This is a genomic window from Pseudomonas sp. AF32, assembly GCF_022342325.2.
In the GTDB taxonomy this organism is placed as follows: domain Bacteria; phylum Pseudomonadota; class Gammaproteobacteria; order Pseudomonadales; family Pseudomonadaceae; genus Aquipseudomonas; species Aquipseudomonas uvaldensis.
The window spans coordinates 94,161-117,224 of record NZ_RQJK02000012.1 but is presented as its reverse complement, the minus strand read 5'-3'; the positions used below and the strand labels follow the sequence as shown (position 1 = coordinate 117,224).

20 protein-coding genes are annotated in these 23,064 nt (G+C 60.3%); 10 read left to right on the top strand and 10 right to left on the bottom strand.

Annotation, left to right across the window (positions count from 1 at the left end):
* Position 1: 1 nt before the first annotated feature.
* From trhO to EGM97_RS13400, 3 genes are all read right to left on the bottom strand, one after another.
* Positions 2-943 carry an oxygen-dependent tRNA uridine(34) hydroxylase TrhO gene (gene trhO, locus EGM97_RS13410; RefSeq protein ID WP_232775449.1) on the bottom strand — a complete coding sequence of 314 codons (942 nt, stop codon included), beginning with the start codon at positions 941-943 and terminating at the stop codon, positions 2-4.
* Between the two features lie 315 nt (positions 944-1,258).
* Positions 1,259-1,558, bottom strand: coding sequence for a BolA family protein (locus EGM97_RS13405; RefSeq protein ID WP_053155039.1), 300 nt, complete (start codon positions 1,556-1,558; stop codon positions 1,259-1,261).
* 12 nt (positions 1,559-1,570) lie between these two features.
* On the bottom strand, positions 1,571-2,092 hold the full coding sequence (locus tag EGM97_RS13400) for a DUF2059 domain-containing protein (protein ID WP_024778710.1): 522 nt from the start codon (positions 2,090-2,092) through the stop codon (positions 1,571-1,573).
* A gap of 191 nt (positions 2,093-2,283) precedes the next feature.
* Here EGM97_RS13400 and EGM97_RS13395 point away from each other — a divergent pair, with 191 nt between their 5' ends.
* Positions 2,284-3,678 carry a class II fumarate hydratase gene (locus EGM97_RS13395; protein ID WP_238961980.1) on the top strand — a complete coding sequence of 465 codons (1,395 nt, stop codon included), beginning with the start codon at positions 2,284-2,286 and terminating at the stop codon, positions 3,676-3,678.
* Positions 3,679-3,874: 196 nt separating this feature from the next.
* Here EGM97_RS13395 and EGM97_RS13390 read toward each other — a convergent pair whose 3' ends face one another.
* Positions 3,875-4,837: a DMT family transporter gene (locus EGM97_RS13390; RefSeq protein WP_238961979.1), complete on the bottom strand. Its 963-nt coding sequence runs from the start codon at positions 4,835-4,837 to the stop codon at positions 3,875-3,877.
* Positions 4,838-5,025: 188 nt separating this feature from the next.
* Between EGM97_RS13390 and EGM97_RS13385 the strand changes: the two genes are divergently transcribed.
* On the top strand, positions 5,026-5,223 hold the full coding sequence (locus EGM97_RS13385; protein WP_238961978.1) for a DUF6316 family protein: 198 nt from the start codon (positions 5,026-5,028) through the stop codon (positions 5,221-5,223).
* A gap of 124 nt (positions 5,224-5,347) precedes the next feature.
* Here the strand turns inward: EGM97_RS13385 and EGM97_RS13380 are convergent, their stop codons facing one another.
* Together EGM97_RS13380 and pap are read right to left on the bottom strand one after the other, a co-directional pair.
* Positions 5,348-6,532: a thiolase family protein gene (locus EGM97_RS13380; RefSeq protein ID WP_238961977.1), complete on the bottom strand. Its 1,185-nt coding sequence runs from the start codon at positions 6,530-6,532 to the stop codon at positions 5,348-5,350.
* A 105-nt stretch (positions 6,533-6,637) separates the two neighbouring features.
* Positions 6,638-8,152, bottom strand: coding sequence for a polyphosphate:AMP phosphotransferase (pap, locus tag EGM97_RS13375; RefSeq protein WP_238961976.1), 1,515 nt, complete (start codon positions 8,150-8,152; stop codon positions 6,638-6,640).
* A 151-nt stretch (positions 8,153-8,303) separates the two neighbouring features.
* Here pap and mnmC point away from each other — a divergent pair, with 151 nt between their 5' ends.
* The 7 genes from mnmC to EGM97_RS13340 all read left to right on the top strand — a co-directional run bounded on the left by mnmC (position 8,304) and on the right by EGM97_RS13340 (position 18,809).
* Positions 8,304-10,286: a bifunctional tRNA (5-methylaminomethyl-2-thiouridine)(34)-methyltransferase MnmC2/FAD-dependent 5-carboxymethylaminomethyl-2-thiouridine(34) oxidoreductase MnmC1 gene (gene mnmC, locus EGM97_RS13370; protein WP_238961975.1), complete on the top strand. Its 1,983-nt coding sequence runs from the start codon at positions 8,304-8,306 to the stop codon at positions 10,284-10,286.
* A gap of 565 nt (positions 10,287-10,851) precedes the next feature.
* Positions 10,852-12,222, top strand: a complete 1,371-nt coding sequence (locus tag EGM97_RS13365) for a hypothetical protein (RefSeq protein WP_238961974.1) — start codon at positions 10,852-10,854, stop codon at positions 12,220-12,222.
* A gap of 987 nt (positions 12,223-13,209) precedes the next feature.
* On the top strand, positions 13,210-13,488 hold the full coding sequence (locus EGM97_RS13360; protein WP_238961973.1) for a site-specific integrase: 279 nt from the start codon (positions 13,210-13,212) through the stop codon (positions 13,486-13,488).
* A 38-nt stretch (positions 13,489-13,526) separates the two neighbouring features.
* On the top strand, positions 13,527-15,299 hold the full coding sequence (locus tag EGM97_RS13355; RefSeq protein ID WP_238961972.1) for an N-acetylglutaminylglutamine amidotransferase: 1,773 nt from the start codon (positions 13,527-13,529) through the stop codon (positions 15,297-15,299).
* Positions 15,300-15,302: 3 nt separating this feature from the next.
* Positions 15,303-17,048 (top strand): N-acetylglutaminylglutamine synthetase, encoded by a 1,746-nt coding sequence (gene ngg, locus EGM97_RS13350; protein WP_238961971.1) that lies wholly within the window; start codon positions 15,303-15,305, stop codon positions 17,046-17,048.
* 135 nt (positions 17,049-17,183) lie between these two features.
* Complete coding sequence (locus EGM97_RS13345) at positions 17,184-18,374, top strand: osmoprotectant NAGGN system M42 family peptidase (protein WP_275300590.1); 1,191 nt, start codon at positions 17,184-17,186, stop codon at positions 18,372-18,374.
* A 207-nt stretch (positions 18,375-18,581) separates the two neighbouring features.
* Positions 18,582-18,809 carry a YheU family protein gene (locus EGM97_RS13340; RefSeq protein ID WP_024778700.1) on the top strand — a complete coding sequence of 76 codons (228 nt, stop codon included), beginning with the start codon at positions 18,582-18,584 and terminating at the stop codon, positions 18,807-18,809.
* Here the strand turns inward: EGM97_RS13340 and csrA are convergent.
* The 3 genes from csrA to EGM97_RS13325 form a co-directional block, all read right to left on the bottom strand.
* A complete protein-coding gene (csrA, locus tag EGM97_RS13335; RefSeq protein ID WP_238961970.1) occupies positions 18,798-18,998 on the bottom strand; it encodes a carbon storage regulator CsrA in 201 nt (66 codons plus the stop codon). The two genes, EGM97_RS13340 and csrA, sit on opposite strands and share 12 nt — an antisense overlap.
* Positions 18,999-19,147: 149 nt before the next feature.
* Positions 19,148-19,480: a YnfA family protein gene (locus tag EGM97_RS13330; RefSeq protein ID WP_238961969.1), complete on the bottom strand. Its 333-nt coding sequence runs from the start codon at positions 19,478-19,480 to the stop codon at positions 19,148-19,150.
* Between the two features lie 57 nt (positions 19,481-19,537).
* The gene (locus EGM97_RS13325; RefSeq protein WP_238961968.1) at positions 19,538-20,353 is read right to left on the bottom strand and encodes an SDR family oxidoreductase; all 816 of its coding nucleotides are present in this window, start codon (positions 20,351-20,353) and stop codon (positions 19,538-19,540) included.
* A 315-nt stretch (positions 20,354-20,668) separates the two neighbouring features.
* Between EGM97_RS13325 and EGM97_RS13320 the strand changes: the two genes are divergently transcribed.
* Positions 20,669-20,821, top strand: a complete 153-nt coding sequence (locus EGM97_RS13320; RefSeq protein ID WP_018606531.1) for a DUF3309 family protein — start codon at positions 20,669-20,671, stop codon at positions 20,819-20,821.
* Positions 20,822-20,874: 53 nt separating this feature from the next.
* On the opposite strand, the gene EGM97_RS13315 is transcribed toward EGM97_RS13320, so the two are convergent.
* Complete coding sequence (locus tag EGM97_RS13315) at positions 20,875-22,968, bottom strand: LTA synthase family protein (RefSeq protein ID WP_238961967.1); 2,094 nt, start codon at positions 22,966-22,968, stop codon at positions 20,875-20,877.
* Positions 22,969-23,064 lie beyond the last annotated feature (96 nt).

The window sequence follows — 23,064 nt, the reverse complement described above, 5'->3', positions numbered from 1 at the left end:
TTCAAGCCTCGGAAGCTGATTGCTTGTAGTTGTAGCCGATCGGGTGCGGCATGTTACGGGCCTTCGCCAGCTCGATCTGCTTCTGCCGGTCGATGGCACTGCGCCGGGTCTTCTCGCTCAGCGTGTCCCAGCAATGCGGACAACTGATACCCGGTACGTAATGCTCCGACGCACGATCTTCGACGCTGACCGGCGTACGGCAGGCATGACATTGATCATAGTCGCCCTCGCTGAGGTCGTGGCGAACCGTCACGCGGTTATCGAACACGAAGCAGTCACCGCGCCACTTGGTTTCTTCCTGAGGCACTTCTTCGAGGTATTTCAGGATCCCGCCCTTGAGGTGATAAACCTCATCGAACCCTTGCCCAAGCATGTAGCTGGAGGCTTTTTCGCAACGAATGCCGCCGGTGCAGAACATCGCCACTTTCTTGTGCCTGGCCGGATCGAAGTTGGCTTTGATGTAGTCGGGGAATTCGCGAAAACTGGTGGTCTTCGGGTCAATGGCGCCTTCGAAGGTGCCGATGGACACTTCGTAGTCGTTGCGGGTATCGATCAGCAACACTTCCGGATCGCTGATCAGTGCGTTCCAGTCCTTGGGCTCGACATAGGTGCCGACCTGCTTGTTCGGGTCCACGCCTTCGACGCCAAGGGTGACGATTTCTTTCTTGAGTTTGACCTTGGTGCGATAGAACGGCTGTTCATCGCAGTACGACTCTTTATGGTCGATGTCGACCATGCGTGGATCGCTGCGCAGCCAGGCCAGCAGACCGTCGATGCCTTCGCGAGTGCCGGAAACCGTACCGTTGATGCCTTCCAGGGCAATCAGCAAGGTGCCTTTGATGCCATTATCGAGCATGGCCTTGAGCAATGGCTCACGCAACTCGACGTAATCTTCCAGGGTGACGAACTTATACAGTGCCGCCACGACAATGGGTGGTGTCATGGGTATTTCTCCAGGTGGCTACCCTCGTAAAGGGTGAACCGGATACGAAAAAAAACGCGCCGGGTAAGCGGCGCGCTGCGGATTCTAACAAAAACAATGGCATTACAGGATGGGGATTCCGAGACTGAACACAGATCCTTTGTGGCGAGGGGATTTATCCCCGCTGGGTTGCAAAGCAACCCCAAAAAGAAACCCAGTGTGCCTGATACGCTGAGCTCGGGTCTCAGGGCTGCTGCGCAGCCCAGCGGGGATAAATCCCCTCGCCACAAATAATTCCTCTGCCACTCACCTCGCCATCACGGCAGGCTATCTAAATCAGTGCTTGCTGCCACCGGCACAGGTCGGCGAAGCCGGGGCCGCGTCGATCTGCGCCCACTCTTCGGGGGTGTAGGTGTGCAGCGCCAACGCATGGAATTCGCCCATCAGCTCGCCGAGGGTGCCGTAGACCTTCTGGTGGCGCTTGACCCGATTGAGGCCTTCGAATTGCCGGCTGACCACCACCGCCTTGAAATGGGTCTGCTGCCCGCGGCTGTGCATGTGGCTTTCATCCAGCACTTGCAGATGCTCGGGCTGCAGCAGCCCGAGCGTCGATTCGATGCGTTGTTGCATGCTCATATCAGGCTCCGCTTACGGCTTTTTCTTGGCCGGGGCGGCGGCTTTCGGTTCGAGCTCAGCGGTCATGTCCGCCAGCAGCTTGTTGACCACCGGCACGGCGCTTTCCAGCTTGGCCTGGGTCAGCTGGGCCGACTGCTGGGTCAGCTGCGGCATTTTTTCCAGGACTTTCTTGCCCAGGGGCGATTGGTAGAAGGCTACCAGGTCCTTGAGCTCCGACTCGCTGAAGTTGGTGGTGTAGAGCTTGACCATGTCCGGCTTGAGCTTGTTCCAGCCGATGGCCTGGTCCAGCGCAGCGTTGGCCTTGGCCTGGTAGGTTTCCAGGGTGGCTTTCTTCGACTCGGGCGCCTTGGTCTGCTCGAAGCGTTGGGCAAACATCTGCTGCACTTGCATGTACACCGGGGTGCCCAGTTTGTCAGCATGCGCCAGGGTCAGGAACGCTTCGGCACTGGCGTTGTGGCTGGCGGTATCGGCGAGAACAGGGCCGCTGGCACACACCAGAGCAACTGCGGTACAGATGGCACGAAGACGGGTCATCGAGTTTCCTTTTCTAGCTGGCGAGGTAAAACCCCAGGGGCGACCATTCTGCGCCTAAAAAACGCCTCGCCTCAACCCCGTCCCCAGCCGGGTCCGATTGACGGACCGAACCGGGCGCTCCTACATTGACGGAACCGGTGCCGCCCGCCAGGGCCTAAACAGCGCATTCAGACCTACAGGAGTTTGACCCGATGAGCCGTATTGAAACCGACAGCCTTGGCCAGGTTGAAGTCCCGGATGAAGCCTACTGGGGAGCCCAGACCCAGCGCTCCATGATCAACTTTGCCATCGGCAACGAACGCATGCCGCTGTCGGTGTTGCACGCCTTGGCACTGATCAAGAAAGCCGCCGCGCGGGTCAACGACCGCAATGGCGACCTGCCCGCCGACATCGCCCGCCTGATCGAACAGGCCGCCGACGAGGTGCTGGACGGCCAGCACGACGATCAGTTCCCGCTGGTGGTCTGGCAGACTGGCAGCGGCACCCAGAGCAACATGAACGTCAACGAAGTGATCGCCGGTCGCGCCAACGAGCTGGCGGGCAATCCCCGTGGCGGCAAGAGCCCGGTGCATCCTAACGATCACGTCAACCGTTCCCAGAGTTCCAACGACTGCTTCCCGACCGCCATGCACATCGCCGCCGCCCAGGCCGTCCATCAGCAACTGCTGCCGGCCATCGCCGAGTTGTCAGGCGGGCTGGCGGAACTGGCGGCGCGGCACATGAAACTGGTCAAGACCGGTCGTACCCACATGATGGACGCCACGCCCATCACGTTTGGCCAGGAGCTGTCGGCTTTCATCGCCCAACTGGACTATGCCGAACGGGCGATCCGTGCCGCGTTGCCAGCGGTGTGCGAACTGGCCCAGGGCGGCACCGCAGTGGGCACCGGATTGAATTCGCCCCATGGTTTCGGCGAAGCGATTGCCGCTGAGCTGGCGGCGCTGTCCGGCCTGCCGTTCGTCACCGCGCCGAACAAGTTCGCGGCCCTGGCGGGCCATGAGCCGCTGACTACTCTGTCCGGCGCGCTGAAGACCCTTGCCGTGACCCTGATGAAAATCGCCAACGACTTGCGCCTGCTCGGTTCCGGGCCTCGTGCGGGGTTCGCCGAGGTGAAGCTGCCAGCCAACGAGCCGGGCAGTTCCATCATGCCCGGCAAGGTCAACCCGACCCAGTGCGAAGCATTGTCGATGCTGGCCTGCCAAGTCCTGGGCAACGACGTGACCATCGGCTTCGCCGCCAGCCAGGGTCATTTGCAACTGAACGTGTTCAAACCGGTGATCATCCACAACCTGCTTCAATCGATCCGCCTGCTGGCCGACGGTTGCAGCAACTTCCAGGCGCATTGCATCGCCGGGCTGGAGCCCGACGGCGAACAGATGGCGGCGCACCTGGAACGCGGCCTGATGCTGGTCACTGCCCTGAACCCGCACATTGGCTACGACAAATCCGCTGAAATCGCCAAGAAGGCTTATAGCGAAGGGCTGACCTTGCGCGAATCGGCCTTGCAGCTGGGGTATTTGACCGACGAAGAGTTCGATGCCTGGGTACGGCCGGAGAACATGCTGGAGGCGGGAAGCCAGGGCTGAGTCGTGTGTGACTGACAGCCCTCATCGCGACCAGGCTCGCTCCCACAATTTGATCTTTATTGCGCACCCAGGTTATGTCAGACCGGAAGCCCTTGTGGGAGCGAGCCTGCTCGCGATGAGGCCAGTGGGCTCGACATCTTCTCCGCCTGCCATGCCGCCATCGCGAGCAGGCTCGCTCCCACAGGGGAATGAGCCCCTATCGCTCTACAACCATCCGATCACGCCGGGCCCTGAGGCCGGCCATCAGCGAAGGCCCCAACGCCACCAGCGCCGAACCCAGCACCACCAGCACGGCCCCACCATAGCCCAGCAGATTGATCTGCTCGGCATGAACGTAATCGGGCCACCACCAGGCGGCCAGCGCCACCGCAGCGAAGGTCACCAGCGGCGTGATCGCCAGGGTCGCACTCACCCGCGAGGCTTCCCAGTGAGCCAGGGCCTCGGCAAACGCACCATAGGCAATCAAGGTGTTGAGGCAGCAGGCCAACAGCAGCCAGCCTTGCAAGGGACTCAGTTGCAAGGCCTCCAGTGGATGCACCCACGGCGTGAGTAACAAGGCGCAGAACAGGTAGATCACCATCATCACCTGCAAGGAATTCCAGACCGTCAACAATTGCTTCTGGCCCAGGGCGTAGAAGGTCCAGACCGTCGAAGCCAGCAGCACCATAAGAACCCCGGCGGTGTAGTCGCTCAAGGAAGTCAGCAATTCCGCGAGGCGCTGGTTGAAGAACAGCGTGAAACCGATCAACAACACCAGCAGGCCGATCCCCTGCCCCAGGCTGAAACGCTCCTTGAACACAAACAGACTGGCCACCAGCAACATGATCGGCCCCATCTGCACCACCAGTTGCGCGGTGCCGGGGCTCAAGCGATTGAGGCCCATCAGGTACAGGACGTAGTTACCCACCAGCCCCAACACTGCCATCGCTACCAACCAGCCGCCACGCGGGCCAAGCACCTTGCGGCTGGGCAAGCGTCGCGTCGCCGCCAGGTAGATGAACAGCAGTCCACCGGACACCAGCAAGCGAAACCAGGTCACGGTGATCGGATCCATCACTTGCAGCACTTGCTTGAGCTTGATCGGCAGGATGCCCCATAACAGCGCGGTCAATAAGGCGAGCAGCAGGCCGTAGACCCAACGACCGGACGAAATGTGCATGCAATCCCCGAGGCTCAAGAAAAGAACGACTATTCTAGTTGGAGAATGCTTTGGCGACACAGAGACAGTTGGGTATTAACAGTTCGAGCAAAGGGTATGGCACATTGCCGCCTATCGGCTGGCCAAGCGCCATCGAACGGCAACTCATAGAATGCCCCCTTCGTTCGACGCTTTTTTTGGAGCCTTCCATGCTTGGCAAACGCGCCCAAGACATCGTCCCGGCGATGGTCTTCCCCAGTGACCGGATTTGCCGGATAAACGGTGAGTTCTATTTCAGTACCCGGGAAGGCACCCAGGAAGGTCCGTTCGTCAGCCGCGAGGTTGCCTTGCTCGAAGTCGAGGCCTATATCAAGCGAATGCTGCAGGTGGATAAGGTCGCCAGCTGACGACCTTATATGATATATGAATTGTCTTCTCGAAACAGCAGACAAAAGCATTCCGCGACTAAATGAGGGCTGCTACGCAGCCCAACGGGGATAAATCCCCTCGCCACAACAGCTCGCGGCTCGATTACCTCACCGCCTCGAACAACCCCGTCGCCCCCATACCGCCGCCCACGCACATGGTCACCACGCCATAACGCAAACTGCGCCGTTGCAGTTCACGCACCAAGTGCCCCACCTGGCGCGAGCCGGTCATGCCGAACGGATGGCCAATGGCGATCGAGCCGCCGTTGACGTTGTATTTCTCGTTGTCGATCTCCAGGCGATTGCGGCTGTACAGGCACTGGGACGCGAACGCCTCGTTGAGCTCCCACAGGTCGATGTCAGCGATCTGCAAACCCTTGGCCTTGAGCAGTTTCGGCACCGAGAACACCGGGCCGATGCCCATTTCGTCCGGCTCGCAACCGGCCACGGTAAAGCCACGGAAAAACGCCTTGGGCCTGAGCCCCAGGGCCAGGGCTTTTTCCAGGCTCATCACCAGGGTCATCGAGGCACCGTCGGAGAGTTGCGACGAGTTGCCCGCCGTGACCGATCCGTCCTCGGCGAATACCGGCTTCAGGCCGGCCAGGCTCTCATAGGTCGTGTCCGGGCGATTGCAATCGTCGCGATCGACTACCCCATCGAGGATCTGCACCGCACCGGTGTGCTTGTCCTCGACCTTGTACTTGACCGCCATTGGCACGATCTCATCCTGAAACAAGCCCGCCGCCTGGGCGCGGGCGGTGCGTTGCTGGCTCTGCAAGGCGTAGCGATCCTGCTCCTCGCGGCTGACCTGATAACGGCGCGCGACGATCTCGGCAGTCTGGCCCATGGGAAAATAGATCCCCGGTACCTGTTCCTTGAGCAACGGATTGATCAGGTTGTCGGTGTTGACGCTTTTCAGCGTCAGGCTGATGGACTCCACGCCGCCGGCCACGATGATCTCGCTGCAACCGGAGGCGATCTGGTTGGCGGCGATGGCGATGGCTTGCAGGCCGGAAGAACAGAAACGGTTGAGGGTCATGCCGGCGGTGCCGGTACCCAGGTGGGACAGCACCGCCACGTTACGACCGATGTTGTAACCCTGGGCTCCCTCGTTGGAGCCCGCGCCGACAATGCAGTCTTCGACGCTGGCGGGGTCGATATCATTGCGCGTCAGCAGCGCGTTGACGCAATGGGCCGCCATGTCATCCGGCCGAGTCATGTTGAACTTGCCACGAAAGGACTTGGCCAGGCCAGTCCGGACGCTGTCGACGATCACCACTTCACGCATGGCGCTACCTCATTGTCGTTATTGGATTAAGTGACAACGAGCATAGATCCGACACATAACCCACCGCGACGATCATTCACCTCGCGTATGCAGCGCCATCGTCGGCTATTTCTTGTTCTTGCGCGCCTGCCTTGCACTGCGTTCGAACGCTGCCTCCAGCGCCTCATTGAGAGTGCGCAACACCTTGACCCGTGCCCAGCGCTTGTCGTTGGCCTCCACCAGGGTCCAGGGGGAAATCTCCGTGCTGGTGCGATCCACCATGTCGCACACCGCTGACCGGTAGGCGTCCCACTTGTCCCGATTGCGCCAGTCGTCCTCGGTGATCTTGAAGCGTTTGAATGGAATTTCTTCGCGCTCCTGGAAACGTTCGAGCTGGGTTTGTTTGTCGATCGCCAGCCAGAACTTGACCACCACCACACCCGCATCGGCGATCTGCTCCTCGAAATCATTGATTTCGCCATAGGCTCGCAGCCAATCGGCCCGGCTGCAAAAACCTTCGACCCGCTCCACCAAAACCCGTCCATACCAGGAGCGATCGAACATGGTGAACTTGCCCCGTGCCGGAATGTGCCGCCAGAACCGCCACATGTAGGGATGGGCGCGCTCTTCTTCGGTGGGCGCAGCGATCGGCACGATGCTGTACTGGCGCGGGTCGAGAGCCGCCGCCACCCGTCGGATCGCCCCACCCTTGCCCGCCGCATCGTTGCCCTCGAACACGGCCACCAGGGCATGCCGGCGCATCCGTTTATCCCGCAACAAACCGGCGAACCGTGCCTGTTCGGTAATTAACTGCTCGTTGTAGTCGGCCTTGTCCAGACGCAGGGTCATGTCCAGGCTGTCGATCAGGGTGATCGGGTGGTCCAGTGCCGGTAACGGCGCCACGCTGACTTTCTCCGGCTTGACCTTCGGCCGATCCAGCGCCTGGCGCAGCCCCTGGAGCAGAATCCGGCCAACCGTGAGGCTGCGGTAACAGGCGTCCATGCCTTCGATGACATGCCACGGCGCGTAATCGCGACTGGTCCGGCGCAGCACCCGCTCGCCATACTTGACGAACTTGTCGTAGGTCTCGGATTGCTGCCAGTCCAGCGGGCTGATGCGCCAACTGTGCAACGGATCATCCTTGAGGCTCTTGAGCCGGGCCTTCATTTGTTTTTTGGACAGATGGAACCAGAATTTGATGATCAACGCGCCCTCGTCGCAGAGCATTTTCTCCAGGCGCTCGGCCGCGTTGATCGCCTGATCCAGTCGAGGATCCTTGAACTCGCCATGCACCCGTCCCTGGAGCATCTGGCTGTACCAGTTGCCGAAAAAAATCCCCATGCGCCCCTTGGCCGGCAGCATGCGCCAATAGCGCCAGGCCGGTGGCCGCGCCAGTTCCTCATCGGTCTGCTGGTCGAAGGTGCGCACTTCGATCAACCGCGGGTCCATCCACTCGTTAAGCAACTTCACCGTCTCGCCCTTGCCCGCCCCTTCGATACCGTTGATCAACACGATGACCGGAAAGCGACCCTGCTGCTGCAGCTCGAACTGGGCTTCGAGCAAGGCTTCACGCAAGGCCGGCACTTCGGCTTCAAAGGTGTCTTTATCGATGACGTGGCCGATTTCGGCGGATTCGAACATGGGCAGCTCCTTCCAGGGAATGGGGCAAGACTAGCGGATTGGATACGCCGCCGTGCAGCAGATTCCATCCAGATGAGCAGTCTGTTGCGATGGATCAAGCAAGCCGATAGCGATCGGCTAGAATGGCCTCCCCGTTTCCACCGAGCCTGCCATGACGCCCATCCAGCACCACGCCCAACTCGACTGGGACGAACACGGTCGCCCACACTCGCGGGTGTTCGACGATGTGTATTTTTCCGACCACTCGGGGTTGGAAGAAACCCGCTACGTGTTCCTGGAACAGAACAATCTGGTCGAACGTTTTACCGCGTTGCCGGACAACGGGCGGCTGGTGATCGGCGAAACCGGCTTTGGCACCGGTCTGAATTTCCTCTGCGCCTGGCAGTTGTTCGAGCAATGCGCGCCGGCCGGGGCACGCTTGCACTTCGTCAGCGTCGAAAAATACCCGCTGACTCCGGCGGACCTGCAGCGCGCGCTCGCCCTGTGGCCGTCGCTCAAGGGCCAGGCCGATCAACTGCTTGAACAGTACATCGCGATCCACCAGGGCTTCCAGCGCCTGATACTGGCGGGTGGTCGCGTAACGCTGACCCTGCTGATCGGCGATGCGTTGGAACAGTTGCCGCAACTGGACGGGCAGATCGACGCCTGGTTCCTGGACGGCTTCGCGCCAGCCAGGAATCCCGACATGTGGACCGCCGAACTGTTCGCCGAGCTGGCGCGGCTGGCGGCCCCCGGCGCCACTTTGAGCACCTTCACCAGCACAGGTTGGGTGCGCCGGCTGCTGAACGCGGCCGGATTCAAGATGAAGCGCACACCGGGCATCGGCCATAAATGGGAAATTCTTCGAGGGACTTATCTCGGCTGGCCGGAGCAGACGCCGGCACCATCCCCGGCGAAACCCTGGTATGCCCGCCCCGCCCCACTGGCCGGAGAGCGCCGCGCACTGGTGATCGGTGGCGGCCTGGCCGGTTGCGCCAGTGCGGCGAGTCTCGCGGCACGAGGCTGGCAGGTCACGCTGCTGGAACGCCACGCCGGATTGGCCGAAGAAGCCTCCGGTAACCCCCAGGGCGTGCTGTATCTCAAACTTTCCGCCCACGGCACGGCGTTGTCGCAGATGATCCTCAGCGGTTTCGGCTACACCCGACGCTTGCTTGAACATCTGCAACGGGGCGTTGATTGGGACGGTTGTGGTGTCCTGCAACTGGCCTTCAATCACAAGGAAGCCGAACGCCAGGCCCAACTGGTTGAGGCGTTCCCCCATGATTTGCTCCACCGTCTGGACCGGCCCGAGGCCGAGGCGCGCGCGGGCATCGGCCTGGCCTGTGGCGGCGTGTTCTATCCCGAGGGTGGCTGGGTGCATCCGCCGGCGTTGTGCCGCTGGCAGGCTTCGGCGCCGGCCATCGACCTGCAGACTCACCATGAAGTGCTGGAGCTGCGCCGCGTCGACGGGCAATGGCAAGCCTGGGATGGCGAACGGTGCCTGGCCAGCGCACCGGTGGCGATCCTCGCCAGTGCCGCCGAAATCAAACGTTTCGAACCGGCCGCCGACCTGCCGCTCAAGCGCATCCGCGGGCAGATCACCCGCCTGCCGCAGACCGCCCGCAGCCAGGACCTGCGCACCGTGGTCTGCGCCGAAGGCTACGTGGCCCCGGCACGGCTGGGCGAGCACACCCTCGGGGCCAGTTTCGATTTCAAGAATGACGACCTGACCCCCACCGCTGCCGAACATGCCGGCAACCTGCAGATGCTGGAGGAAATTTCCGCCGATCTGGTGGATCGCCTGGAGGCCGACGCCCTGGCCCCGGAAAACCTCGAAGGCCGCGCGGCGTTCCGTTGCACCAGCCCGGACTACCTGCCCATCGTCGGCCCATTGGCCGATAGCCAAGCGTTCACCGAGGCCTATGCGGTACTGGGCAAGGATGCCCGCCAGGTACCGGACACCCCCTGCCCCTGGCTCGATGGCCTGTACATCAACAGCGGCCACGGTTCCCGGGGCCTGATCACCGCCCCGCTGTCGGGCGAATTGATCGCCGCCTGGTTGGAAAACGAACCCCTTCCCCTGCCCCGCAGCGTGGCCGAGGCCTGCCACCCGAACCGGTTTGCGTTGCGGGCACTGGTTCGTGGCAAGGCTTAACACGACTCCCCCCATAGAGCGGGCTCGCTCGCGAACCGGCGGCCCGTTCAACATTTACACAAACAGAACCAACGCCTTCGCGAGCAAGCCCGCTCGAAAACATATTGAGCAACCGCTACCAAAACTGCCCCACCCGTCGGTTTATAACGCATCACTATAAAACTCACGACAATCCTGCGGTCAGATTCGGACTACCTGCCCTTTCTTCGCGTGCGGCTTGACCCCCACCGACGGATAAACCGGTAAGGACTTATGCGGATAAGCTGGAGTATTCAAAAAGCGCTAGACAAGGGGTTTCAGCGCATTTGAGACCTCGGATAGGCCCTCAAGGAAACACCAGTGGGTACAAAAAGCAGTGCAAGATACACCCCGTCTCGCCCTTCGACATCCGACAAACCGTTCAACCCGTCTCATGTACGCCCCATTCAAAGCCGCCACGTGATCCGGTATGATCCGCCGCCAGTTACCTCCTGGAGCGCCCGCTACGATGCGATCGCTGCCGGCAATGGAATGGCTTGGAGATACCGCCTGACAAACCGAGCTGACGCGCTTGAGTGTCTGGTTTATGGAAGCTCAAAAAGGAACAAGTTTAGGTATGTATATATTTAATAATACGACGAAGAAACTGGCACTGATATTGGTTGGCCCGCTTGGATGCTATATCGCTTATCAGATGTTGTTCATCGGGCGGTATCTCGACATTGAAAAATACCCGATATTGACTTCCACCTACCTGAATGGCGCGACGATTATAGATTCGGTCTGCGCGTTTGCTGTTGCCCTACTTGGATTCCTGCTTGCTCGTCGCCTGGGTCTTCTCGACGAATTCTTGCCATCGCTTGAGCGTCTTTCGACACCGTCTCTTGCGTTGATAACGACGGGCATTCTGTGCCTTTTACTGCTGAGCATGTATCGAGTTTTTGGTACCCTCTCTCCCAACTATGTCGTTCAGAACTACCATACGTACAGCTTCATGGTAACTAACGGCGGCGCCTGGATAGTCCTCGCAATGTATTCTGCATTGCTTCTTCAGCTGATGAATATGTATTTCAGTGGCGTCACTTTGAAGAATGGCACTTTCCTGTTGCTGAGCCTACTTATCGTGTCGTTCAGTGGTGGGCGTGGAGTGCTGATTCTATTCGCGCTTATGTTCATCGTCATGCTGATGTTCCAGCGCGTAAGCCTCTTGAAATTTTTGATCGTAGCCATGCTCACAGCCGCATCGATGGGCGTGTCATACGTGATCATCACCAGCCTGCGCGCGCCCGTAGCGCCCGCTGCAATCGCCCCCGTGGCACCAGGTGAGGCCACGTCGCGCATAGATGAGATCTTCGGCAGGAAGGCTGATCGGGTCGCCAGCCCAGAGGCTGCCAAAGAATCAGTGGCAGTGGACCCCACGAACAGTTTTGAGGACCTGAATTACAACGCCGCATTCATTTCAGAGGACGTCTTGAGCGCGCTTCGGGACGAAAAAATTGAACCCAAGGCATATGCCCTTGAAGATGCGATGACACTATTCATCCCTCGCAAGCTCATGCCCAGCAAACCAATATCCACGGCCGAGACACGCGCGCTTTACCCTCACGTGGCCAAGCGCGGTACGAACATCACTTTCCCGCTCAAAGCGAACGTGCTCATGCACTTGGGAGGTTGGGCGTTCTATGCAGACTGGATCGTGGTATTGATCTGTCAGACGCTAATGATACTGGGCGTTTCCCGGCGCACCAGCGCGCCTAGCATATTCGGGTTCGCCATGCTGTTCTGCGGTATCGGATTCACGCTCATTGCTCGTGGCGGGATATTCAATGCCCGTCTACTGGTAATCGTGCTATGCGTATTCGCGGCCTATGCTGGATACCGCACTTTGCTGCGCATTCAAACCGCTTTGTATGCCAGCAGACGCGAGCGCCTTGCTGGCCCACCCTCGCCTACCTGATGACATCGGCCCATAAAAGTCGGCCCATAAAGGCAGCGGACATCCAAGGCCTTCGTGGGCCTCTGGATGTCTTATCCGCGCTAATTGCCGGCTAGTATTTGCGACTTCTCTTCCAGCCTGAAAAGGCCAGAATGACACCAACAATAATCATGATCACGCCGGGGATTTCGATCTCTTTCGATCTCAAAAAGAAGTTGATCGATATTCCTATTCCAGCCAATAAAAGCAGAACTCCAGATATAAATACTCCGCTTCTAAGTGCTTGATACATCGCAATTCCCCTTCCATGACTCCGCCCATTGTACACAAAGCCGATATGGGCGGAATGGCGCCGGAATTCGAAACAAAGCCCATCAGACCACGATGCGCAGGTCACCGGCAGCAGCCTTATAAGCGGCACCAGAACCAAGCCCGCCAGCTATAGCTGGGCGTTATCGGCGTAGGCCGGAACCGTCATGACCACGCCATTGGATCTGTTCCTCAGCTTGCTGCTACCAGCGTATCTAAGGCCGATACCGTCGGTAGCGTCAAGCATCTGAATGCCAGTAGTGAACGATGCTGTCAGGCCGTTGAAACGAAGCGAGCCCCGCGAGGCATGCCATGAATTCGCAAACCCCGATAAATTTCATCTTTAAAGGGTTTCTCAACCCTCTATGCCTACATTCGGCTTCGGGAAGCGGACGAGCTGCTCGTTAAGCTATACGAATTGACGAGCGGTCTTCAGACGATTCAAACGTGTTTTTTTGCGTTTTTTTCTATAGGCCAATGCGTCCAGGCGAGGCGATGACTCTACGATGGAGCGAGGTTGATACGTACTCACGGCACCCGAAGGTCTGCCGTATCAGGCTGTACGACAAGAGCAAGGAAAGGACGAAGACGAAGGTGTCATAGGAAGTTTTATTGAACGATCGCGCTTTGCAGGCACTCGAAAAGCCAGACTCCTTACGACGGCGCGCTCTGATTATGTTTTCGCGTCGGAAGGCTCGGATGGAAAATCAGAGCTGTACATCCGTTCCGAAACAGGGGGCTAAGCGCTATTGGTTGAAAGCGCTGCGCAACGCGGGGATTCATTATCGCCGTATGTTCGACATCAGCCACACCTACGCAATGATGTGCCTGATGTTCGTCGCCGTGCAGCTTGGGCACAGCGTCCAGATGTTGCTTTCAACCTATGCCAAGTGGATCAGTTCATCGAGCGATTTCGCTGAGCTTGAAAAGCTGGATTTACTAAAAATCGGTACAAAATGGGTACTCGATTCGAGGTAGAGGCGACTAGGCCCAGAAAATACAAGGCCTTTTGGAATATGTGCGGATTAGCTGGAGAGTTACGTTTCGATCAACAACCTGCGGACCTTGCGGCCGTAGAGCGAATCACCCATCACTTGGCCCCTCGCGGCCCCGACGCGTGGGGCTTCCATAGCCAGGGCCCGATTGCCCTGGGCCACCGTCGCCTGAAAATCATGGACCTGTCCGATGGCTCGGCCCAGCCGATGATCGACAATCAGCTGGGCTTGTCCCTGGCGTTCAACGGTGCGATCTACAACTATCCGGAACTGCGCGCCGAGCTTGAAGCGCTGGGCTATGCCTTTTACTCGGGTGGCGACACCGAAGTGCTGCTCAAGGGCTATCACGCCTGGGGTGAAGCGCTGCTGCCCAAGCTTAACGGCATGTTCGCCTTCGCCATTTGGGAACGCGACGCCAGGCGGCTGTTCCTCGCCCGCGACCGGCTCGGCGTCAAGCCTTTGTACCTGTCGCGCACCGGCCAGCGGTTGCGTTTTGCCTCTGCGCTGCCGGCACTGCTCAAGGGGGGCGACATCAGTCCGGTGCTCGACCCGGTGGCACTCAATCATTATCTGAATTTCCACGCGGTGGTCCCGGCCCCCCGCACGTTGCTGGCCGGCGTTGAAAAACTGCCTCCGGCCACCTGGATGCGCATCGAAGCCGATGGCGGCACCGAACAGAAAACCTGGTGGACCCTGCCCTACGGCCCACGGGCCGATGAACAGAACCTTAATCTGGAAGACTGGATCGACCGCGTGCTCGACAGTACTCGCGAGGCTGTCGCGATCCGTCAGCGGGCCGCCGTGGATGTCGGCGTGCTGCTGTCCGGCGGCGTGGACTCGAGCATGCTGGTGGGGCTGTTGCGGGAAGTCGGTGTGGAAAACCTGTCGACCTTCTCCATCGGTTTCCAGGATGCCGGCGGCGAGCGAGGTGACGAGTTCCAGTATTCGGACCTGATCGCCAAGCACTACGGCACCCGTCATCACCAGTTGCGCATCGACGAAAAAGAGATCATCGAGCAACTGCCGGCGGCATTCCGCGCCATGAGCGAACCGATGGTCAGCCACGACTGCATTGCGTTCTACCTGCTGTCGCGGGAAGTGTCCAAGCATTGCAAAGTGGTGCAAAGCGGTCAGGGTGCCGATGAGCTGTTCGCCGGTTACCACTGGTACCCGCAGGTGGACGGTGCCAGCGACCCTTACGCGGCCTATCGTGCGGCGTTCTTTGATCGCAGTTATGAAGAGTATGCCGCCACCGTGCAGCCCCAATGGCTGGTCGCCCACGACGCGGCCGGTGATTTCGTCAAGGACCACTTCGCCCAGCCGGGTGCAGACGCGGCGGTGGATAAGGCACTGCGCCTGGACAGCACGGTGATGCTGGTAGACGACCCGGTCAAGCGCGTCGACAACATGACCATGGCCTGGGGTCTGGAAGCTCGTACGCCGTTCCTGGATTACCGGCTGGTGGAGCTCTCGGCCCGGGTGCCAGCGAAATTCAAATTGCCCGACGGCGGCAAGCAGGTGCTCAAGGAAGCGGCCCGGCGGGTGATCCCCGGTGAAGTGATCGACCGCAAGAAGGGCTATTTCCCGGTGCCGGGTCTAAAGCACCTGGAAGGCGATACCCTCGCCTGGGTCCGCGAACTGCTGCTGGATCCGAGCCAGGATCGCGGCCTGTTCAAGCCGGCCATGCTCGACCGCCTGCTCACCGACCCCAACGGCCAGCTCACCCCATTGCGCGGCTCCCGGCTGTGGCAACTGGCAGCGCTGAACCTGTGGCTCAGCGAGCAAGGAATCTGATTGATGAAACCCAACCCTACCGTTCACAACCAACGCCTGCTGCGCGGCCAGGCCCCCTCCTACGAGCGCTTGCAGGCTCGCCTGGCCGAAGACGGCAGCGAACTGGGCGCGGCCCCCATCGCCGTGCATTGCGGCTGGGGCCGATTACTGATCGGCCACACCTTCCCGGACCCTGCCACCCTGGCCCGGGAGCTGCTCAACGAACAACCCGGCGAGCGCGACATTGCGTTGTACGTCGCCGCTCCCCAGCAAGTGCTGGGACTGGAGCCGGCGCATCTGTTCCTCGATCCCTCCGACACACTGCGCCTGTGGTTCAGCGACTACCGGCAAGCCACACGGGTGTTTCGCGGTTTCCGGATTCGCCGGGCTCAGAGCGACACCGACTGGCAAGCCATCAATCAGCTCTACCAAGCCCGGGGCATGCTGCCCATCGACGCACAACGACTGACCCCGCGCCACCAAGGAGGGCCGGTCTACTGGTTGGCGGAAGACGACGACACCGGTGCGGTGATCGGCAGCGTCATGGGCCTGAATCACCAGAAAGCCTTCAACGATCCGGAAAACGGCAGCAGCCTCTGGTGCCTGGCCGTGGACCCGCAATGTTCAAGGCCAGGGGTTGGCGAAGTGCTGGTGCGTCACCTCATCGAGCACTTCATGAGCCGGGGCTTGAGTTACCTCGACCTATCGGTGCTGCACGACAATCGCCTGGCGAAAAACCTCTATGCCAAGCTCGGCTTCCGTAACCTGTCCACTTTTGCCATCAAGCGCAAGAACGGCATCAATCAACCGCTGTTCCTGGGCCCGGGGCCCGAAGCGCAATTCAATCCCTATGCCCGAATCATCGTCGACGAGGCGCATCGCCGGGGCATCGAAGTGCAGGTCGACGACGCGGAGGCCGGATTGTTCACGCTGATCCATGGCAGTCGTCGGGTTCGTTGCCGCGAATCCCTGAGCGACCTGACCAGCGCCATCAGCATGACGTTGTGCCAGAACAAAAGCCTGACCCACAAGGTACTGAAAAACGCCGGCCTGAACCTGCCGGCCCAACAGATGGCAGGCAATGCCGACGACAACCTGGCGTTTCTCGATGAGCACGAACGGGTGGTGGTCAAGCCGCTGGACGGTGAACAGGGCCAGGGCGTGGCGGTGGACCTGCGCACCATCGAAGACGTGCAGAGCGCCATCGAAGCCGCCCGGCAATTTGACAGCCGGGTGCTGTTGGAGAGTTTCCACGAAGGCTTGGACCTGCGGATCCTGGTGATCAACTTCGAAGTGGTGGCGGCAGCGATCCGGCGTCCGGCGGAGGTGATCGGTGACGGCCAGCACACCATCGGCGCGTTGATCGAAGCCCAGAGCCGCCGTCGGCAGGCGGCTACCGGGGGCGAAAGCAAGATCCCGATGGACGCGGAGACCCAACGCACCCTGAGCGCGGCGGGTTATGACTACGACAGTGTCCTGCCGGCTGGCGAACATCTGTTCGTGCGTCGTACGGCTAACCTTCACACAGGCGGCGTGCTGGAGGATGTCACCGGCATCCTTCATCCGACCCTGGCCGATGCAGCGGTACGCGCCGCACGGGCGCTGGACATCCCCATGGTTGGCCTCGACCTTCTGGTGCCAGCGGCCGACCAGCCCGAATACGTCTTCATCGAAGCCAACGAACGCGCCGGCCTGGCCAATCATGAACCGCAACCTACCGCCGAGCGTTTTGTGGATCTGTTGTTTCCGCATAGCCAGGCGGTGGCCTAGTAGAGGTGTAGTGCCTGAGCGGGCCTCATCGCGAGCAGGCTCGCTCCCACAATACGTCAGGGCGGACAAAGGCGACCTGACCCCCACCCTTCAGAAAACAGGCCACTCATCGAAACCAACCGATCAGGAGTTTCCATGATCAGCAAAATTCCCGAACCGGATCTCGACTACCTGCAAAAGGTCCTGCTGGAAATGCTGGCCATCCCCAGCCCCACCGGCTTCACCGACACCATCGTGCGCTATGTCGCCGAGCGGCTCGAAGAACTGGGTATTCCTTTCGAAATGACCCGACGCGGCACGATCCGCGCCACCCTCAAGGGCCGCAAGAACAGCCCGGACCGGGCCGTATCCGCCCACCTGGACACCATCGGCGCCACTGTGCGGGCCATCAAGGACAACGGCCGCCTGACCCTGGCCCCGGTGGGTTGTTGGTCCAGCCGATTTGCCGAAGGTAGCCGGGTCAGCCTGTTCACCGACACCGGGGTGATTCGCGGCAGCGTGCTGCCATTGATGGCGTCCGGCCACGCGTTCAACACCGCCGTGGATGAGATGCCCATCAGTTGGGACCACATCGAACTGCGCCTGGACGCCTACTGCGCCACCCGCGCCGATTGCGAAACCCTCGGGGTGGGCGTCGGCGACTACGTCGCTTTCGATCCATTGCCGGAGTTCACCGAGAGCGGCCACATCAGCGCCAGGCACCTGGACGACAAGGCCGGCGTGGCGGCATTGCTGGCGGCACTCAAGGCCATCGTGGACAGCGGCGAGGAACTGCTGATCGACTGTCATCCGCTGTTCACCATCACCGAGGAAACCGGCACCGGTGCCGCCGCCGCGCTACCCTGGGACGTCAGTGAATTCGTCGGCATCGACATCGCGCCGGTCGCGCCGGGCCAGCACTCCAGCGAACACACGGTGAGCGTGGCGATGCAAGACTCCGGCGGCCCCTACGACTATCACCTGTCGCGGCACCTGTTGCGCCTGGCCAAGGAGAACGATCTGCCGGCCCGCCGGGACCTGTTCCGCTATTACTTCAGCGATGCCCATTCGGCCATCACCGCTGGCCACGACATCCGCACCGCCCTGCTCGCCTTCGGCTGCGATGCCACCCATGGCTACGAACGCACCCACATCGACAGCCTCGCCGCCCTCAGCCGCCTGCTGGGCGCCTATATCCTTAGCCCGCCGGTGTTCGCCAGCGACGCGCAACCGGCCCAGGGCTCCCTGGACCGCTTCAGCCACCAGATCGAGCATGATGCGCAGATGGAAAGCGATACCCGCGTGCCGTCGGTGGACAGCCTGGTGGGGCAGCGCTCGGAGAACTAGCCGGCACTTGGGTTGCCTGGGCGATCGCTATCGCGAGCAGGCTTGCTCCCACAGGGGATCTTCAGTGGATAGAAATGTCGTGTCTCATACGATCCTTGTGGGAGCGAGCCTGCTCGCGATGGCGATCGCCCGGGACCCACTCCCCCAAGGCTAGCCGCCAACGCGCATTGGTCGTAGCATCGCGACATTGTCCAGCCGAGGTAGACCATGCTGATTCCCCACGACCAACTCGAAGTCGACACGCTCACTCGCCTGATCGAGGATTTCGTGACCCGCGACGGCACCGACAACGGTGACGACACGCCCCTGGAGACGCGGGTGTTGCGGGTTCGACAAGCCCTGACGAAAGGCCAGGCGATGATCGTCTTCGACCCCGAAAGCGAACAGTGCCAGCTGATGCTCAAGCACGACGTGCCCAAACACCTATTTGACTGAACACACCCCGGGCGTGGCTCGGGCCTTCTTTTTCTGGATTTTCTCGTAGATCTCAAAGCGATGCACATCGATGTGCCGCGGCGCTTCCACGCCGAACCGCACGGTGGTGCCATTGACCGACAGCACCCGGACGGAAATGTCATCACCGATGGAAATCAGTTCACCCACAGCACGGCTTAATACGAGCATGGTCCTTGTCCTTAAGAATGTCTGGACCTTGACCATGCCCGGCCTCACGCCTGTGCACAAGACAACGACAAGAATTCAGTAAACCCCTACAAACAAGGCACTTGTGACTGACGGAAACGTCCTGCAAAACCCTGTGGAATTCTTGAATCTCAGGAAGCCGAGAATCGCGGGCCGAACAGAATAACGCTGGCGCCCAACACACAGAGCGCCACGCCGATCCAATCGGACCCCAGCGGCCTGGCGCGCTCCACCACCGCCAGCCAGCCGATCGAAGCGATGATGTAGATACCGCCATAGGCGGCATAGGCGCGACCGGCATACGTTGCCTCAATGCGAGTCAACAGCAGCGCGAACAGCGTGAGGCTGAGCAACGCCGGCGCGATCCACCAGGCGCTTTTGCCTTGGCGCAGCCACATCCAGAAGGCGTAGCAGCCAGCGATTTCAAACAGCGCGGCCAGGAAAAACCACAAGTAATTGAGCATTCGAATGTCCATCAGGAGGGCCGGATGGCGCCATCCTGAGGACACCGAGCGCCCAGGTCAACTCGAGCTTTGGCGGGCCTTGGCGCGCATTTTATCGGCCATGGCGGTCATCTCATCGTAAAGCAGCTGCGGATTCTTCTGCTTGGTCGCCCAGGCCAGGCGCCCCTGCTCATGAGGCAGGATCAGGAATTCGCCCTCAGCTACCTGACGATAAATGTAATCGGCAATGTCGGCTGCCGTAATGGGCGAACTCTCCAGCAATTTACCCACCTGGGCTTTCATCGCCGGGGTCGGGCCACGGAAGGAATCCAGCAAGTTGGTCTGGAAGAACGACGGGCAGACGACGTGCACGCCGATTTCCTGCTGCGCCAACTCCACCAGCAGGCTTTCCGACAAAGCCACCACGCCGGCCTTGGCCACGTTGTAGTTGCTCATCGCCGGCCCTTGCATCAGCGCCGCCATGGAAGCGATGTTGATAATCTTGCCACGGCTTTTTTCCAGCAACGGCAGGAACGCCTTGCAGCCCTTGACCACCCCCATCAGATTGATCGCGATCTGCCAGTCCCAGTCCTCCAGGGACAGTTCACTGAAAAAACCGCCCGACGCCACACCAGCATTGTTGACGATGATGTCGATACCACCGAACTTCTCGTCACAGGCCTGGGCTAATGCAGTCAGCTGACTGTAGTCGCGCACATCACAGCGCTGGACGAAGCCGTCGCCCCCGGCATCACGCACCAGCCTGAGCGTCTCCGTAAGCCCCGCCTCACTGACATCCGACAAGGCCAGGCGCCAACCTTCACGGGCCCAGCGCAGCGCGATTTCGCGACCCAGGCCGGAGCCGGCACCGGTGATCATCATGCGATTTTGCATAGGAAACAGCCTTGTTGTTCCGGGAGAGATGGGCCGAGTGTAGCGAAGGAGCCGACCTGCCCCATCCTCCATCAGATTGCTGAATGGCGAGGGCAAACTTGTAGAGTCCTGTGAGAGCAAGATCTGTGGGAGCAAGGCTTGCCCGCGATGCAGACACCACCGAGTTTGAACCTCACCCGCCAATTCCATCCTTAAAAACTTTGAATTTTTTACAGGACGTTACGGTCGGAATAATTAAGCCGCCCGGATTTAATGCAGCGCGCTGGCAGTTGAAAAGTTGTCTCACTCCGAAACTGACCAATAAGGAAATCAACAATGGGCACAATACTCATCATTATCCTGATCCTCCTCCTGATCGGTGGCCTGCCGGTCTTCCCACACTCCAGAAGTTGGGGTTACGGCCCATCCGGTATCATCGGCGTAGTGTTAGTGGTGCTGTTGATCCTGCTGTTACTGGGCAAGATATAAAACCCAGGCAAAAAAAAGAGGCCTTTCTCAAGGCCTCTTTTTTTTGTCGCTTATCAGTCCGGCTTGCCGTCTACCACGCCAGCGGTGTTATCCAGCAGGCTCTTGGTGGCCGTTTGCAGGAAGGACTCAAGCTGGAGCCTCATCTGCGCCGTAGCCGGTGCGTCCGGGATGACTTCCGCACGGGGATTGCTGCCCAACTCATAGCGGTACATCTTCGGCGGCATTTCCTTCTCCCTTGGCAGCACCAGGATCTGGTCGTCGCGGATGATCGCCGTGGTCTGCTCGCTTCCCGATGGCTTGATCACACCGAAACCGGTGTCGCCTTCCGGCAGGTTCAACAGGTCCCGGCCCCAGCATTGGTTGCGTACCTGGCCACCGATCCGGCCCATGATGGTCGGGACGATGTCGACCTGGGTTCCCACGGTGTGGTTGCGTTGGCCGAACTTTTCCTGGATGCCCGGGCCGATCAGCAGCATAGGCACGTTGAAACGACCCAGATCCATTTCGGTGATCTGGCGTTCGTTACCGAAACCATGGTCGCCCACCACCACAAACAGCGTCTCCTTGAAGTAAGGCTCCTTGCGCGCCTTCTCGAAGAACTGGCCCAGCGCCCAGTCGGCATAGCGCATGGCGGTCAGGTGTTCGTTGAGGCTGCCTCGGTCAGTGACCTTCTCCACCGGCAACGGCGTCGGCAGTGCATACGGCGTGTGGTTGGACAGGGTTTGCAGCAAGGCATAGAACGGCTTGCCATTTTCCCGTGCCTTGAGCTCGATCAGGCCACGATCGAACATGTCCTGGTCGGACACCCCCCAGGTCGGATCGGAAAATACCGGGTTCACGAAGTCGTTACGCCCGATGAAGTTGGTCATGCCCTGGCCGCTGAAGAACCCCGACTGGTTGTCCCAGGCAAAATCGCCGTTGTAGACGTAGACATCATCGTAATCACGGGCGCTGAGCAGTTGCGGCAAGCCCGACAGCTTGTGGCTGCCTTCCGGCGTCTGCATCAGGTATTCAAAGCCCGGCAGGTTCGGGAAGCAGGCCATGGTGGCGAACATACCCTGGTGGGTATGGGTGCCGTTGGAGAAGAAACGGTCGAACAACAGGCCTTCCTTGGACAATTTGTCCAGGTATGGCGTGATGTTGCCCGGCGCGCCCAGGGCGCCCACCGAGTGCCCCGCCATGCTTTCCATGAGGATGACGACCACGTTCTTGATCGGCAGGGTCTTGTCGACTGGTGGCGTGTAATCACGACGTACGGCGGCGGTCTCGGTATCCACCAGTTTGTCGTCGGGCATCACCAGCATGTCGCGCACGGTCTGTTGGGCCAATGGTTGTTCGAGGGTGGCCTTCCAGATGTTGTCACGGTCTTCGGACATGCGACTCTTGGCCGCCTCCACCAACGACAGCGTACCGTTGAGGCCCAACTGGTTGGCGAAATTCGAATCGGTGGTATAGACGTCACCCCAACGCATGGGTGGCCCCTGGCGCAGGGTGCCACGGGCGGCGGCGACGGCCACCAACAGGCAGACCATGAACACCGCTACACGCCCATACCACGGGGCGACCCGGCGCGTGCCGATGCTACCGCCGCTGAAAGGTCCACGCGGTCGGGTCGCACGATCGGCGCCCTTGAATGCAAAACTCAGGAGAAGGGTTCCGCCCACCCAGGCCAGCAGGTAGCGAACCACCGGGAAACCGTACCAGAGCATGCTCATCACGGTCTTAGGATCTTCCTTCACGTACTGGAAGACCAGGCCATTGAGCCGCTGGTGGAACTCGCGGTAGAAGTCCATTTCCATCAAGCCCAGGAACAGCGCGATGCTGGAGGTCACCGTCAGCCAGAAACGGAAGAATCCGCGAGCCGCCATTGCCCGGACACTGACCAGGGACAGCAGCAGCGGAATACTGAGATAGACCACCAGCCTCAGGTCGAAACGCAGACCGTTGACGAAGGCCTCGACGAAGGTCGAAGCCGGGGTATCGAGGATCATCTCGCGGTTATAGACCAGCAGCGCCAGGCGCAGCAGGCTGAACATCACCATCATCACCAGGGCACAGAGCAAGGTATAGGCCAAGTGTGATTTGACGGTCGGTTGCAGCAGGCGATGCGTACTTCGCTGTGGGCTCAGGGCGTCCGGAATTGCCATGTCTTTTGAGGACCTATTGGAATGTGTGAGACAGATGGAACAACGGCGTCCCCCTCTGTTGCCCGAGGGGTTTGCGCAGAGGGGGCAAATCTTGCA